Below are 15,313 nucleotides of genomic sequence, written 5' to 3' on the forward strand. Positions count from 1 at the left end.
AGGCAGGGACCCGGCTCCCCCGCGCCCGCCGCGCGGCCCGGCAGCCCCCTTGGAATGTCACAGACGACAGGAACGAGAGTGCACATGAGCATAGAAACGCTGGAATACGACGTGATCGGCGTGGGCTTCGGCCCGGCCAACCTGGCCATCGCCATTGCCCTGGAGGAGGACACCAGGACCCGCGAGTCCGGTCTGCGCTACTGCTTCCTGGACAGCAAGCCGGCCTTCGAATGGCACGGCGGCATGCTGCTGGAGAACAGCCGCATGCAGATCTCCTACCTCAAGGACCTGGCGACCCTGCGCAACCCGGCGAGCCGTTTCACCTTCGTCAGCTACCTGCACGCCAAACAGCGCCTGCTGCCCTTCATCAACCTCGGCTCCGTCAACCCGTCGCGCATCGAGTACAACGACTACCTGCGCTGGGCCGCCGCGCACTTCGACGAGCGCGTGCATTACGGCGAGCAGGTGGTCGCCGTGGAGGGCGTCGAGGAGCGTGGCGAGGTGCAGCGCCTGCGGGTGGTCTCCAAGCTGGCCGACGGCCGCACGCGCACCCGGCTGACCCGCAACCTGGTGGTCGGCATCGGCGCCCAGGCGGCGATTCCCGAGCTGTTCGCCGGCCTGCGGGGCGAGCCGCGACTGATCCATTCCTCGCAGTACCTGGAACGCATCGGCCAGTGCTGCCCCGAGCGCGAGGGCCGCTACCGGGTGGCGGTGCTCGGCTCCGGGCAGAGCGCGGCGGAACTCTACACCGACCTGGCCGGTCGCTACCCGCAGGCCGAGATCAGCCTGGTGATGCGCGCCCAGGCGATGCGCCCGGCGGACGACAGCCCCTTCGTCAACGAGATCTTCGACCCGGCCTTCACCGACGTGGTCTACCGCCAGCCGCAGGCCGCCCGCCAGCAGCTGATCCGCTCGCTCAGCCACACCAACTATTCGGTGGTCAACCTGGACCTGATCGAGAGCATCTACCAGGACCTCTACCAGCAGAAGGTGACCGGTTCCGAGCAGCGCCGCCTGCTTGCCAACCGGCAGGTCCAGGCGGTGACGCCCGGCGCCGACGGCCTGCGCCTGAGCCTGCGCGACACCCAGAACGGCAGCGAGGAGCAGCATGCGTTCGACCTGCTGGTGCTCGCCACCGGCTACCGCCGCGACGCCCACTGGCGCCTGCTGGAAGGCATCGAGCGGCACCTGCACAAGGACGCCGGGCTGGAGCGCAGCTACCGCCTGCCGACCCGCGCCGGCTTCCAGCCGAACGTCTTCCTGCAGGGCTGCTGCGAGGACAGCCACGGGCTCAGCGACACCCTGCTGTCGGTGGTCGCGGTGCGCTCCCAGGAGGTGGCCGACGCGCTGCTGGAGGCCTGCCGCCAGCCGCAGGCGGCCTGTGCCTGAGTGATCGAGCCGCTCGCTCCCCTGTTCCAGGGCGCCTTCGCCGCTTACCGCGAGGTGCTGACCCTGGCCGACGACCCGCGCGCCGGCGTGCCGGCGCGCGTCTTCCTGTCTGCCGCGCAGCTCGACGCACAGCTGGCGCGCTTCGCCCCCGAACACGCCGGCGGCGACCCGCGCGCGCGGCTGTCGCTGTGGTCGAAATACTACTTCCGCCGGCTGCTGCCGCCGGTGCTGGCTGCGAGCCTGATCCTCGACCGGCACCTGCCGCTGGCGCTCGACGACGTCCAGATCGTGCCCGGCGCCGACGGCCTGCCCGAAGCTTTCAAGCTGCTGCACGCCGGCGCGGTCTGGACGAACCCGCCCGATCCCTTCGCGCGCTTCGCCGGGCTGCTCGACGAGCACCTGCAGCCGCTGATCCAGAGCCTCGCCGCGCATACCAAGGCGGCGCCGCGGCTGTTCTGGGGCAATGCCGGCGACTACTTCGACTGGTTCCTCGGCCAGCTCGAGGCCCTGCCGCAGCCCGCCGCCCGGCTGGCCGACGGCCGCGCCCTGCTGGCTGCCCCCCTGCGCCCGGACGGCACGCGCAACCCGCTGTTCGAGCCGGTTCGCTACCTGGCCCAGGGCACCGGCCGGCCGCCGCGCCGGCAGCGCCGCCAGTGCTGCATCCTCGACCGCCTCGGCCTGCCGCTCTGCGACGATTGTCCGCGGCGCGATTTACGGCCATGAGGGCGCCGGTGGTGGGAAAGGCCTGCGGCCGTTTCCCGCCCTACGGAGCCCGCAGCCGGGTGTAGGGTGGATGGCCACCCCGTGGAAAACGCGCGCAGCGCTTTTCCGCCGTTACCGCTCCGGCCGCTTCAGCGCCGCCCCAGGCAGAACATGAAGTAGGCCCCGCCGACCAGCGAGGCGAGCAGGCCGGCCGGCAGCTGCAGGGGGAACAGCAGGTTGCGCCCCAGCCAGTCGGCCAAGAGCAGGGTCAGTGCGCCGAGCAGGCTGGCGCCGAGCAGTTGCGGCACCGCCCGGGTCAGGCCGAGCAGGCGTGCCAGGTGCGGGGCGAGCAGGCCGACGAAGCTCAGCGGGCCGACCACCAGGGTCGCCCCGGCGGTCATCAGCGCCGCCAGCAGCAGCAGGCACAGGCGGCTGCGTCCCAGCGGCACGCCGAGGGCGCGCGCGCTGCCCTCGCCGAGCGGCAGCAGCTCCAGCCAGCGCGCGCAGGGCAGGGTCGCGGCGAGCAGCAGCAGGGCGCCGGCGAGCAGCGCCCAGGCGGTCGGTGCGTCGACGAAGTAGGTGGAGCCGGACATCCAGCCGAGCAGGCTCTGCCCGCGCGGATCGCCGCCGGCCAGCAGGAGCACCTGCAGCGCGTCGAAGAAGGCGCTCAGGGCGATACCGATCAGCAGCACCCGCTCGGGGGCGAAGCCGCTTCTGTAGCTCATCGCCACGATCAAGAGCAGCACCGCCAGGGCGCCGCCGGCGCCGAGCGGCAGCTTCAGCGCCAGGCCGGCGCCGGGCAGCAGAAACAGCAGTGCCACCAGACCGAGCGCCGCGCCGGCGCCGAGGCCGAGCACCTCGGGGCTGGCCATCGGGTTGGCGGTGAGCCGTTGCACCAGGGTGCCGGCCAGCGCCAGCAGGACGCCCGCGGCGAGGGCGACCACCACCCGCGGCAGGCGCCAGTCGAGCAGCGTGCCGTCGAGTTGCCAGTCCCAGCCGTGCAGGCCCTGGCCGACGCCGAGGGCGAGCGGCACGCCGAGCAGCAGCAGGCCAGCGAGCAGGGCGAGCCGCCGCCGTGGCCGCGGATGGCGCCAGGCCGCGGTGCCGGCGACGGCCTGCGGGCGTCCGCCGGAGAGCTGCAGGCGCGGCAGCAGCCAGAGCAGCAGGGGCGCGCCGAGCAGGGCGGTGGCCGCGCCGGTCGGCAGCAGCTCGGCGAGCGGCCCGGCCAGGCGCTGGATCGCCAGGTCGGTGAGCAGCAGCAGCGCCGCGCCGAGCAGCGGCGCCCAGAGCAGCCGCTGGCCGAAGCGCCGGGCGCCGAGCAGGCGGGCGATGGCCGGGGCGGCCAGGCCGATGAAGCCGATCACCCCGACGCTGGCGATCACGCAGGCGCTGACGTACACCGCCAGGGCCAGGCCCATGAAGCGCAGCAGGCCGAGCGGCACGCCGAGGCTGCGCGCGCCGCTGTCGTCCAGCTCCAGCAGGGCGAGCGGGCGCAGCAGCGGCAGCAGCAGGAGCAGCGCCACGGCCAGGCGCGGCAGCAGGAAGGTCACGCCCTGCCAGCCGTTCTGGCTGAGCGAGCCGGAGCCCCAGATGAACACCGCGCCGAGATCCTGCTCGCGGGACAGCATCAGGCCCTTGGCCAGGGCGCCGAGGTAGAGGCCGACCACCAGCCCGGCGAGGACCACCGTCAAGGGCGCCAGGCCGCGCCGCCAGGCGAGGGCGAACACCAGCAGGGTGGCCAGGCCGCCGCCGGCCAGGGCCACCCATTCGCGGCCGTCGACCAGCAGCTCCGGCGCCCACAGGGTGGCCAGCGCCAACGCCAGCTGGGCGCCGCTGGACACGCCGAGGGTGCCCGGCGAGGCCAGCGGATTGCGCAGCACCTGCTGCATCAGGGTCCCGGCCAGGGCCAGCGCGGCGCCGCACAGCGCGGCCATGCACAGGCGCGGCAGCCAGCTGAAGTGCAGGAGCAGCTGGCGCATGTCGTCCGCCGCCGGGGCGAACAGCGCCGGCAGCCACTGCGCCGCCGGCAGGCGCGCGGCGAGGTCGGCGCCGGCCAGCGCGGCGGCGGCGAGCAGCAGGGCGAGGCACAGCGGCAGCGGCGAAGGCGTGCGGACGGGGCGGGCGGCGGTCGCCGGCGGGGCGGCGCTGGGCAGGTCGGTCATGGCTGGGGCCTGGCGGAGTCCGGGGACGGGGTGGCGGTCAGCTGCGCTTCGAGCAGCCCGGCGAAGCGTTCGGCAGCGAGCAGGCCGTTGAAGCTCCACACCGGCGGTAGGGCGTGCGCGCGCCCGGCGCGGACCAGCGGCAGGCGCTGCCAGAGCGGGCTGGCGGCCAGGCCGCGCGCGGCGTCCGGCGGCAGCGGTTCGAGGTAGAGCAGCGCCGCTTCCGGGCGTTCGGCCAGCCGCTCGATGCCGACCTGGGCGAAGCCCCAGTAGTTGGTGTGCCCGCGCCAGGCGTTCTGCAGACCGAGCCGGTCGAGCACCCCCTGGTAGAGGCTTTGCGCGCCGAACAGGCGGACGTGCCGCGCATCGAGGAAGCTGACCACGTAGAGCGGCGGCTGCGGACGCTCGGCCAGCCGCGCGCGGACCGCCGCCAGGCGGGCGTCGACGCGGGCGATCAGCGCCTCGCCGGCGGCCTCGCGGCCGAGCAGCCCGGCCAGCTCGCGGACCACCCGCTGGGCGCCGCCGTAGGCCTCGCCGTCCGGGGTGAAGAGGGCCAGAGTCCTGACCGGGGCGATGCGCTCCAGGCGGGCGCGGGCGTTCTCGAACTGCGGGCTGATCAGGATCAGCTCGGGCTTGAGCTCGGCGAGCAGTTCCAGGTTCGGCTCGACGCGCAGGCCGAGGTCGACCACCTCGGCCGGCAGCGCCGGCTCGCCGACCCAGCGCCGGTAGCCGTCGAGCTGGGCCACGCCGACCGGGGTCACGCCGAGGCCGAGCAGGGTTTCGGCGAGTCCCCAGTCGACCGTGGCGATGCGTTGCGGCGGCGCGGCCGCCAGGGGCGTGGCGAGCGCCAGCAGCAGCGCGGCGAACAGGGTGCGCATCAGTGCACCACGGCGATCGGCCGGCCGGCCTCGGGATGCTGCAGCACGCGCATCGGGATGCCGTAGATCGCCTCCAGGGTGGCCGGATTCATCAGCGCGGTCGGCGTGCCGCTGAACAGCAGGCGCCCGCCGTGCAGGGCGACCAGCCGGTCGCAGTAGCGGGCGGCCATGTTGATGTCGTGGAGCACCACCACCACGCCGAGCCCGAGGTGGCGGCTGAGGTCGCGGACCAGGGCGAGGACTTCCACCTGATGGGCCAGGTCGAGCGCCGAGGTCGGCTCGTCGAGCAGCAGGTAGCGGCTGTTCTGCGCCAGCAGCATGGCCAGCCAGACGCGCTGGCGCTCGCCGCCGGAGAGCTGGTCGGCCAGCCGTTCGGCGAAGCCGGCGGTGCCGGTCAGCTCCAGGGCGCGGTCGACGTGGACCCGGTCGTCGGCCGTGAAGCGCCCGAGCAGGCCGTGCCAGGGATAGCGGCCGAAGCCGACCAGCTCGCGCACGGTCAGGCTTTCCGCCGCCGGCAGCTGCTGCGGCAGGTAGGCGACGTGGCGGGCGAAGGCGCGCTCGGACCATTCGGCCAGCGGCTTGCCGTCGAGCCGCAGCCGACCGCCGGCCGGGACGAGCTGGCGGGCCAGCAGCTTGATCAGGGTGGACTTGCCCGAGCCGTTGTGGCCGATCAGGCCGACCATCTGGCCGTGGGGAATCTGCAGGCTGACCTGCTGCAGCAGGTGACGGCCGGGCAGTTTGAAGCTGACGTCGTCCAGCTCGAACATCGATTCCGGTCCCTGGTGATGGCGCAGCGGCGCTGCGGGAGGACCGGACTTTAATTCAGATGATAATGCTTATCAATTGTTTGATCGGCCGGAACCTGTCTAGACCGAGGCCGATAGGCATTTGCATGCATGTTTTTGAAAATAAATTCCAGACAAGGTTCTGCCTTGCCAGACGAACAAGGGCGCCGGCTCGGCACTCTCCGATACCGGCGTTTTCGGCAGCGCCGCAACGGCGCGAACTTCGGCATGCAGGTCGAGTACTGGTGGGATTAGGGTGGCGGGGCTGGAGCGGATGGCACCGTTGTACGCAGGGGCCGTGTCCGCTTCAATCCAGTAACCGTGTTGAAAGGGTTGGGATTCAGGCCCGAGAGGCCGGCTTGATCAGACTTTCCGCTGGAATGCCGAACATGCTGTGCAGCCGCCAGACCATCGGCAGAGTGAGTGCGCGCTTGCCATTCAGGACTTCATACACGCGATTGGTCCGCCCGATGGCCGGCTCCAGGTCCTTCGCCGTCAGGCCGGATTGCTCCATGCGAAACTTGATGGCGTCAATCGGGTTCGGCAGGTCCACGGGGAAGTGCTTCGACTCGTAGGCCTCGATCAGCGTGACCATGACGTCGAAACGATCGCCTTCCGGCGTGCCGGGCTCCGGCTCATGATCGAACAAGGCCGACACTTCCTTGAGCGCTGCGCGATAGTCTTGATCGGTGCGAATCGGACGAATGTCCATGGCGGTCACTCCATCTCTATGGTCTCGGCATCAATGGCGTCATATTGCGCATGGGTGCCGACAAACTTGATGTAAATGGCGCCGAAGCGGTAGGCAACAGCAACAACCAGTCGGTAGCTATTGCCTTTGATGTTGAAGACAACCCCTCGGCTTTTGAGAATGCTCGCATTGCGAAACTGAGCCTTGATTTCGGCCGGGCTCGACCAGTCGGCTTTCCTGGCTTCATCGATCCAGGCAAGAAGCGGCTGTTCGGCATCCGGGTATTCATCCCAGAAAGCTTTCAGGTGGCTGATGGCGATAATTCTCATGGGGCCATGTTAGTCCCAATCTGGGACTTGGGTAATGCCGACGGGTGGCCGTTCTTGCCCGGCGGGTCAGACGGATACACCTTTCGAGGCAAGCGACGCCTTCGGCAGCCGCAGTGTTTCCTCGGCAACGCTCAGCTCGAAATGGGCATCACTTTCTCAGCCCTGCTCGCGGATGACATCCTTGTACTTCCTCGGGAAAACCGAGAGGGTGACGGGACTTGTGTATAACGGCGAGCGCTCCTGCGTGGGCACGTTGCAGGGGACACTTCGGCTCGGCGCCTCTGGGGCGCAGGAGCGCCCGGCCCTGGGCTTCCCACGCCGGAGCGTGGGAGCCATCAAACATTCCAATGGAGCATCCATCAGTGCCCCAGCGGTAAAAGTTGGCGAATGCGACAACTTCTCCACGTGATTCCACGACTGTACCGTCTGAGCGCTGCAAAATAGCCTCTCGCAATTGCAATGGAGTTAACGGGAATGACGCTTTCGGGAACAGAAAAAATAGCTCCTTCTCGCTTTGTGGAAAGCTGCAGATAATTGGAATGTCTTCCTCTTCAATGGAGCGGTGTGTCAGGAACATAGTGCCAGCAACCTAACGAGGCTGTAGAAAAACTGAGCGGCATTTTTGACAGCCGGAATTCTGTCTATTTTTTAGCCAAAAATCAGCATCTCTCTTGGAATCCAGCGCATTCATCATGCTCAAGTCCTCCAGATTTCGCGTGCAGCAAGGTCCTTAATCGAACCTTGAGGTTTTCCTACAGCCTCAACGTTTAGGTTAAGGGGCGACCGCAGTATGCGGGCGTCCCGAGTGAGCGAAGCGAACGGCCTTGAACCGTTTGTTAGAGCTGACCAAGCTACAGGCCAATCAGCTCTGTAATCCTAGTGCAAACTACCGCCTTGTGCCTTCTGTGATACTCAATCAAAATGGCCACTATTCTTGATATAACCTTGCCATCAACAATACTTAGCTGCCACACAGGTGTACCACTTAACCCATTGAGCGCAGGAGGCGTGATTACTTTATTCTCGGGCGTATATGCTCGCTTGGCATTGAAATTCAACACCAAGTGGGAGTTCCTTGAAAGACGCAAATTATTATAGACATCTTCGCCAACCTCTTTTGCCACAAACCCATACGGCACTGGGTCAATTACTTTATCATTCCAGCTTACGCCTTTTTTTCCCACACTCACTGGAATTCCCATGCAAACAAAGTCATCCCCAGCATCTTGACAGCCTCGCAAGCAAACTATATCTGGCTTTACAATTCCAACCCCACCAAGGTGGGGCTGTATACTACTATCAAGCTCAATTGTTGATATATCGAACCTATCCGACTCACGCTCTCTTTGACTGCTAACATCCTTGCATATTTCATTTCCAATTATTCGTATCAGCCGCCCGCCGTACTCAAAGAACAAATTCTTACCACCGTAGAAGTGATGGTCCATGACATGGGATGCGGTTATCAAATGAACCCCAACTGATGTGTCCAAACAAAATCCACTTCCGATAAACTCTGGCCTTCCACGATCATCCTCATGAATAATCGACCTTGTGTATGGATACACATTATCCATCAAAAAATCTTCAAAACTGGACATGATTTTCTATGTTGCTCTAACGTCTGAATTCACCGGCCTGCGCGGCTTTTCGCGCAGGTCCGGTGGAATGATGGGTTGGGCGTCTGACGGTCATAGGTCCACTTCGTCCCAGATGAGTTGAACATTCGGTCTTGCGACATCCATTACTTCAGATATCGTGGGAGGAGTGCGCCGATAGGTGAGGTTGAGCGAGGCCAGTAGGCGGCTACCGTCTACAAGCTCCACAATGAATCCCTTCTGCGCAGCCAGAGCTTGTTCCTTGGTGACTCCGCGCGTAAAGCCAGATGACGTAACAAGCAGTGAGTTTGTGGCGCCGTTGATTGCCATAGTTCCAACAAGCTCCCGAAGCACTCGCACACCAACTTTGTTTTTTGTGTGTTTGACTTGTGCATAGACGTCGCCAAACTCGGCATGGTCAACGATGACGTCAATGCCCCCATCCTTGGATCTGGCTGTCACACGCGCTTGGTAGCCGAATTCCCGAAAGACACCCTTAGTTACGTCTTCGAGAGCAGCCCATGCTGCTGAGGGGCCGTTGCCAAGCAAATGGGCTTGGATCTCGCTTTCTAGGATGACTAGCTGTTCATCATCTGGCCCTGAGGAAAAGGTTCTGAGTGCGGCTCCAGTTGCGGTAAGGCTACGAAGCGCGCGATCAGGTACTGAGCCGCAGGAACTATCCCAAGTATCTTTGGACACAAACCACCAACCGCACAGGTCACAACACATCACTTTGATGTATTCGGAATAGCGCCGACCGTCTGATTCATCATTGCGGTCAGAAACGGCAAGGCTCTGGCCTCTTGCGCAACAGGGACAAACGCTGCTGCGAAATACGGACGTGAGCAGAGGAGCGGATTGTGTGTGGCTGCCGTACTGCCAGATCGGTGAGGTCATACTCAAGACGCCCAACTACTATTAGACACCAACTGGTGTATAACTACCCGAACGGGCGTGGTGGATAACATTCCTGGTCATGCTCGCTCTCCCTGTCTAGATCGCGGGTTTCGCGGTCGTGATGACCGTTTCGGGAAGTTATACACCAATGTTTCCCGCGCCAGTATCTCCATACCTCGGCCGTGATGGCATCGGCAGGCACTGCGTGTAGCTGGCCAGCACGGCAAGCGGCAGCAGGGCGGCCAGCGCAGCCGTTCGGCGGTGGAGGGGGGAGTGTCCTTGGCCTGCCAGGGAGCAGGGCGCAGCGAGCGATGCCGTTTGCCGTGTCGAGCCTGTAGACCGCCGGAAAATGATCTTGCCCAGCACTCGTGGACACGGTTTTAAGCACTCATCCGGAGCTTCGTAGGGTGGGCGAAGCCCGCCGTTTTAGCGTGGGGTCCGGCTGTGTTCGGCTACGTCGCGGCGGTAGGGTGGATAACGGCGCAGCCTTATCCACCGTTGCCACAGGTGGAACATGCTGCGCAGTTTTCCAGCCGGATGGGCGCTTTCCCGTTACGCGGCGCAGCCTTCGGGTATCGCGACGCTCGCCTGCAGGTGGCGCATGCTCTCCTGCAGCGCCGGGCGGATCTCGGCCAGGGCGTGCACGCTCTCGGCGAAGGGCTCGAAGGAGAACGGGCCGCGGTAGCCCAGCTCCAGCAGGCGGCGGATCTGTTCGGCGTTGCCGAGGAGGTCGGCTTCGCCGACCAGCACGCGGTGGCCGTCGCGGATCTCGGCCAGCGCGACTTGGCGGTCCTCGACCCCGGAGATGTGCACGATGCCGGTCAGCTCGGGGAAGAACTCCTGCTCGCCGGCCAGGTGGTGGTGGAAGGTGTCGTGGACCAGGCGGAACACGTCCAGCCCGCCGATGCCCTTGATCGCCTCCACGGCATCGTGCTTGCGGCGCAGCGCGCTGCTCTCGAAGCCCTGCGGCTCGACGAAGCCGAGCAGGCCGTGCTCGCGCAGGATCGGCGCCAGCGCAGTCAGCGCGGTACGCAGTCCCCGGACCCGTTCGGCGCGGCCGCGCGGGTCGGCCGGGTCGTTCAGCGGGCAGAGCACCAGCCCCTCGGCGCCGCAGGCGCGGGCATAGGCGGCGAGCTTGAGCGCCTGCGCGCGGCGCTCGTTGTTCCACACGTCGAAGGGGTAGAGCGCGTTGATGCTCAGCACGCGGATGCCCTTGGCCCGGCACAGTTCGCGGACCCGTTCGGGCGACGTGCCGTCCTCGATCTCGTTGCCGGTGAGGTCGTTGCGCAGCTCGATGCTGCCGGCCTTCAGGGCGCGTGCCAGATCGAGGAACTCGGCCAGCGGCAGGGACGGGGCGACGATGCGGTTGAGGGCGAAGGGGAGGGACGGGGTCATCTTGTTATTCTCCGTAAGGCTACACGCAATGGGTTGGGTTACTTCGCGGTCGGCATGCTGAACTCCGGACCCTTGGCGATGCTGTCCGGCCAGCACTGCATGACGCTTTTGTAACGGGTGTGGAGGCGGATGCCTTCCTCCCCATAGGCGTGGTGATCGCCGAACCGCGAACGTTTCCAGCCGCCGAAGGGATGCCAGGCCATGGGCACCGGGATCGGCACGTCGATGCCGACCATGCCCATGCCGGCCTCCGGGTTCACGCCGTTGCGGATGCGCCGGCGGTCGATGCGCGGCAGCAGCTTCTCGATCAGCGCGTCGGCGGCCTGTTCGAGGTTGGCGTCGGGCAGCACGATCATGTGGCTCCTGGCGCCGCCCTTTTCAAGGGCTTGCCCTTTCCCCTTGGGCATGGTCCGGGAAGTGAGGTCGGTAGCGCTTCGGAGCGAATGTATGCGCGATGCTTCAGGTTTTTCCAATGATCGCAGATACATCTGCCCCCATGGCCTTGCTGGCAAGCAGCCGATTGGCGTTCAGCCGAAGACCTTGAAAGGGCAGGCTTTCAGTCGGAAGGCGCTCCGCGGGTTGCGCCGGTATGCTGTCGCCAGGCAGGCCACACGAATCACAACAAGAGGTAGAGACCGCATGTCCAGTTCCGAATTGCCCGACGCCGCCGGCGAGGCGCTGCAGGAGGTGCCGGCCAGCGTGGAGCGTCTGCAGCAGCTGATCACGGCGGAATACGAGAGCCTGCCGCGGCAGCTCAAGCGCATCGCCAACTACATGAGCCAGCAGGGCGACCGGGTGATGGTCGACCGGGTCAGCGATATCGCCCGGCAGTGCGAGGTGCATCCCTCGGCCATCGTGCGCTTTTCCCAGCGCTTCGGCTTCAAGGGCTTCAGCGAGATGCAGGCGCTGTTCCGCGAGGCCTACACCGACAAGGCCACGCCGATCCAGAACTACCAGCAGCGCATCCGCCGGATGATCGCCAACCGCTCGCACAAGGCCTCCAGCGGCGAGCTGGCGCGCGAGTGCATCAACGCCACCCGCTCGGGCCTCGACCGGCTGGCCCAGGAACTCGACGAAGCCGAGTTCGACAGGGCCGTGGACCTCTTGGCCGAGGCCGACAACGTCTACGTGGTCGGCGTGCGCCGCTCGTTCGCCGTGGCCCACTACTTGGTCTACAGCCTGCAGCACACCAACAAGCGCGTCCATCTGGTCAGCGGCCTGGGCGGCGGCTACCGCGAGCAGATGCGCAGCGTACGCGGGGCGACCTGGTGGTCGCCGTCAGCTTCAGCCCCTACGGCAAGGAAACCCAGCAGTGCGTGCGCATCGCCCAGCACCACAAGGCCCGCACGCTGATCGTCACCGACAGCCAGGTCGCCCCGCTGGCCAAGCACGCCAGCGCCCTGCTGCTGGTGAACGAGGGCAGCACCTTCGCCTTCCGCTCGCTCAGCGCCACCCTGAGCCTGTGCCAGGCGCTGTTCATCGCCGTGGCCTACCGGCTGGAACTCAAGGTCGAGGAGATCAGCGAGCCGGGCGGCACGGAAGATGAGGGCTTCGACGCCGCCGCCGACTAGCGCGTGCGTCAGCCGAGGAAGGTTTTGCGGTAGGCCTCGCCGATCAGGCCCGTGGCGCAGTCGCAATCGGTGACGCCGCGGGCGCCGATCCGTTCGATCTGCCCGGCCAGCCACACGAGGAGTTGCTCGCGGCCGAGAAACGCCGGGCCGAAGGTTTCCTCGAGCTGGTCGGCCAGATTGGCGAGCCGGTAGCGCCGATACACCTCTGCCGCGAGTTCCGCGGTCGCCCCTTTGATGATGCGCGTTTCCTGGCACTGGGCCAGCAGGGCGGCCAAGTCGTTTTCAGTGTCCATGTTCTGCTCCACCTCGATTGAGGCCTGTCGCCCCTCAAGGATGGGGCCTCTTTCAAACAGAATTATTTCGTGCTGTCCGGCTTGCCGGAGATTTGTATGGCAAGTCGCCGGCGACACAGCATATCTGACGAAATTTTCACATTCATCACGAAATTTTCACAATTTGTTGTGGCGTGCCTGATCCGCCAACCGCCAGGGGGCCGCCCGCGGGCCAGTCCCTGTGCTTCGAGAGCGAAAACCGGTGTTTTCGGCGTGGTCCGGCGGGCGGCCGGGGCCGGCCGTTTGAAAATCGGAATTTTATTTTTTGGTTATCATGGAATTCATTTTCCATGAGCGTTTCCCGCAAAATCCCGGCCCCCGCGGCCGACAAGAACAACGCAGGCGTCCTCATGGCTATCATTCCCCGTCAGGCTCCCGCCCCTGGGTCTGCCGCTTCCTTGACGACCATCGGACAAGAATGGCGGCGCCAGCGAACGGACAGCCGCCTCGCACCGTCGAAGGGAACGCGCGGGACCGGCCGCCGCGCTTTCGATCTTCGCGCCGAATACGCAGAATCACAGAACCGCTCGCGCCCGCCGGCCAGCCGGCCGCGGCGCCGAGCCCAGCACAGGACACCCGGAACCATGAATAGAAACAGCAAGACCGGCACGCCGCAGCGTCCCGGGCGGATCGGCAACCACCCCCGGCCGCTGGACTGAGGAGACGAGCCATGCGTGGAAAAATGGTCATCGGCAACTGGAAGATGAACGGCAGCCTGGCCGCCAACCGGCGCCTGGTCGAGGAACTGCTGCCGCCGCTGGCGGCCCTGAAGGGCGTCGACGTGGCGGTCTGCCCGCCCTTCCCGTACCTGGCGCAGGTCGCCGCCCTGCTGGAAGGCTCCGGCGTGGCGCTGGGCGCGCAGAACCTGCACAGCGCCGACACCGGCGCCTTCACCGGCGAGGTCGCCGGCGGCATGCTCAGGGAGCTGGGTTGCCGCTTCGTGCTGGTCGGCCACTCCGAGCGGCGCAGCCTGTTCGGCGAGAGCGACGAGGCGGTCGCCGAGAAGTTCGAGGCGGCGCTGCGCACCGGCCTGGTGCCGGTGCTGTGCGTCGGCGAGACCCTGGCGCAGCGCCGCGACGGCAGCACCGAGGCGGTCATCGCCGCCCAGGTGCAGGCGGTGCTGCAGCGGGTCGGCAGCGCCGGGATCGCCGCCGGCGTCGTCGCCTACGAGCCGGTGTGGGCCATCGGCACCGGCGAAACCGCCACGCCGGAGCAGGCCCAGGCCGTGCACCGGCATATCCGCGCGCTGCTCGGCGAGTCCGACCGCGCCTGTGCCGAGGCCACGCTGCTGCTCTACGGCGGCAGCGTCAAGCCCGACAATGCCGCCGCGCTGTTCGCCCAGCCGGACATCGACGGCGGACTGATCGGCGGCGCCTCGCTGGAGGCGGCCTCCTTCCTGGCGATCTGTCAGGCCGCCCAGCGCTGACGGCTCCGTCCGCCGCGCGGGCCGCTCCCTCTCCCGGCCGGGGAGGGACGCCCCTCCTCTCTGTCCGAGCTACCCGCCGCTCCGTGCGTCGCCGGCATCGCCGTGCGGCCCGGCGTAGGGGCGCGGGTCTTCTACGTTTTTCCAAGGGGGCCGATGCGCCCGCGCGGCGCCACGACCATCCGCTTGCTCGCTGGGGGAAGCTGTCCATGACCACGCTGTTGAACCGGTTTCGGCGGCACATCGAAAAGGAAGTGATCAGCCATACCGGGCTGGCCATCGGCGGCGTGGATTACGCACAGCCCCGGGCGATCCCGGCCTGTTCGGGCCGGACGCCGTGTGCTGGCGCATCCACGGGGACTTCCCCTCGATGATGGTCGGCGGCATGTCCGCGCTGCTGTTGCAGATGCTGCATCCGCTCGCCCTGGCCGGCGTCTGGGAACACTCGAATTTCCGCCAGGACATGCTCGGCCGGCTGCGGCGCACCGGGCAGTTCATCGCCGGCACCACCTTCGCCGGCACGGACGAGGCCGAGCGCCTCATCCAGCGCGTGCGCGCGCTGCATGCCCGGGTCAGCGGCGTCGCCGCGGACGGCCGGGCCTATGCCGCCAGCGATCCCCGGCTGCTGACCTGGGTGCACGTGGCCGAGGTCAGAAGCTTCCTGGCCGCGCACCTGCGGTATCTGAACGGGGGCTTGTCCCCCGCCTGCCAGGACCGCTACTACCGGGAAACCGCGCGGGTGGCGATCGCCCTGGGCGCACGGGACGTGCCGGCCTCGGTGCGGGAGGCCGAGGCCTATCTCGAGTCGATGCGTGCGGAACTGCGCTGCGACGCCAGGACGCTCGAGGTCTTCGGCATCCTGAGGCGTGTGCCCACGAGCAATCCGGCCGCCTGGCTGTTCGCCGTGCAGGCGATGAACGCCGCGATCGATCTGCTGCCGGATTTCGTCCGGGACTTCTATCCGCCTGCCGGGATGGCCCGGCGGCTGATGGGCCGGGCGTTCATAACAGGCAGCGCGCCGCTGATCCGCTGGGCCGTTCGCGACAACTCCTATTACCGGGCCCACCAGCGGCTCGGCCTGGTGCCGCCCCGGCGTTGAGCGGGCGCGGTCGCCGGAAGGCCGGGAGCGGAAGCCGGGCGCTCATGCTCTCGTGAGCGGCCCGG

Annotated in this window: 12 protein-coding genes and 3 pseudogenes; 5 read left to right on the plus strand and 10 right to left on the minus strand. The window is 66.9% G+C overall.

Annotated elements, in window-relative coordinates:
- Positions 1–84: 84 nt before the first annotated feature.
- Together Atro_RS14495 and fhuF are read left to right on the plus strand one after the other, a co-directional pair.
- Positions 85–1,389 carry a lysine N(6)-hydroxylase/L-ornithine N(5)-oxygenase family protein gene (locus Atro_RS14495; RefSeq protein WP_497923330.1) on the plus strand — a complete coding sequence of 435 codons (1,305 nt, stop codon included), beginning with the start codon at positions 85–87 and terminating at the stop codon, positions 1,387–1,389.
- The gene (fhuF, locus tag Atro_RS14500) at positions 1,390–2,112 is read left to right on the plus strand and encodes a siderophore-iron reductase FhuF (protein ID WP_497923332.1); all 723 of its coding nucleotides are present in this window, start codon (positions 1,390–1,392) and stop codon (positions 2,110–2,112) included.
- Between the two features lie 128 nt (positions 2,113–2,240).
- Here fhuF and fhuB read toward each other — a convergent pair whose 3' ends face one another.
- The 9 genes and pseudogenes from fhuB to Atro_RS14545 form a co-directional block, all read right to left on the minus strand.
- Entirely contained in the window at positions 2,241–4,253 is a 2,013-nt protein-coding gene (gene fhuB / locus Atro_RS14505; RefSeq protein WP_497923334.1) for a Fe(3+)-hydroxamate ABC transporter permease FhuB, read from the minus strand.
- Positions 4,250–5,128, minus strand: coding sequence for a Fe(3+)-hydroxamate ABC transporter substrate-binding protein FhuD (gene fhuD, locus Atro_RS14510; RefSeq protein WP_497923336.1), 879 nt, complete (start codon positions 5,126–5,128; stop codon positions 4,250–4,252). The genes fhuB and fhuD overlap by 4 nt, the downstream gene beginning before the upstream one ends.
- Complete coding sequence (locus Atro_RS14515) at positions 5,128–5,895, minus strand: ATP-binding cassette domain-containing protein (protein ID WP_497923338.1); 768 nt, start codon at positions 5,893–5,895, stop codon at positions 5,128–5,130. Before Atro_RS14515 ends, fhuD begins: the two co-directional genes overlap by 1 nt.
- Positions 5,896–6,253: 358 nt before the next feature.
- Positions 6,254–6,625 carry a helix-turn-helix domain-containing protein gene (locus Atro_RS14520; protein ID WP_131298734.1) on the minus strand — a complete coding sequence of 124 codons (372 nt, stop codon included), beginning with the start codon at positions 6,623–6,625 and terminating at the stop codon, positions 6,254–6,256.
- 5 nt (positions 6,626–6,630) lie between these two features.
- Entirely contained in the window at positions 6,631–6,933 is a 303-nt protein-coding gene (locus Atro_RS14525; RefSeq protein ID WP_497923341.1) for a type II toxin-antitoxin system HigB family toxin, read from the minus strand.
- 851 nt (positions 6,934–7,784) lie between these two features.
- Positions 7,785–8,534 carry a hypothetical protein gene (locus Atro_RS14530; RefSeq protein ID WP_497923343.1) on the minus strand — a complete coding sequence of 250 codons (750 nt, stop codon included), beginning with the start codon at positions 8,532–8,534 and terminating at the stop codon, positions 7,785–7,787.
- A gap of 90 nt (positions 8,535–8,624) precedes the next feature.
- Positions 8,625–9,428, minus strand: a complete 804-nt coding sequence (locus Atro_RS14535) for a restriction endonuclease (RefSeq protein ID WP_497923345.1) — start codon at positions 9,426–9,428, stop codon at positions 8,625–8,627.
- Positions 9,429–9,980: 552 nt separating this feature from the next.
- Positions 9,981–10,823, minus strand: a complete 843-nt coding sequence (locus tag Atro_RS14540; RefSeq protein WP_497923347.1) for a TIM barrel protein — start codon at positions 10,821–10,823, stop codon at positions 9,981–9,983.
- A gap of 38 nt (positions 10,824–10,861) precedes the next feature.
- Positions 10,862–11,065, minus strand: a pseudogene (locus Atro_RS14545) (methylmalonate-semialdehyde dehydrogenase (CoA acylating)); the annotation flags it as partial.
- A 397-nt stretch (positions 11,066–11,462) separates the two neighbouring features.
- Here Atro_RS14545 and Atro_RS14550 point away from each other — a divergent pair.
- A pseudogene (locus Atro_RS14550) lies at positions 11,463–12,394 on the plus strand (MurR/RpiR family transcriptional regulator).
- An 8-nt stretch (positions 12,395–12,402) separates the two neighbouring features.
- Here Atro_RS14550 and Atro_RS14555 read toward each other — a convergent pair.
- Complete coding sequence (locus Atro_RS14555) at positions 12,403–12,687, minus strand: hypothetical protein (protein WP_497923349.1); 285 nt, start codon at positions 12,685–12,687, stop codon at positions 12,403–12,405.
- Between the two features lie 709 nt (positions 12,688–13,396).
- Here Atro_RS14555 and tpiA point away from each other — a divergent pair.
- On the plus strand, positions 13,397–14,152 hold the full coding sequence (tpiA, locus tag Atro_RS14560; protein ID WP_497923351.1) for a triose-phosphate isomerase: 756 nt from the start codon (positions 13,397–13,399) through the stop codon (positions 14,150–14,152).
- Positions 14,153–14,370: 218 nt separating this feature from the next.
- Positions 14,371–15,248, plus strand: a pseudogene (locus tag Atro_RS14565) (oxygenase MpaB family protein).
- The last annotated feature ends 65 nt before the right edge of the window (positions 15,249–15,313 follow it).

Source organism: Azotobacter tropicalis (assembly GCF_059739045.1).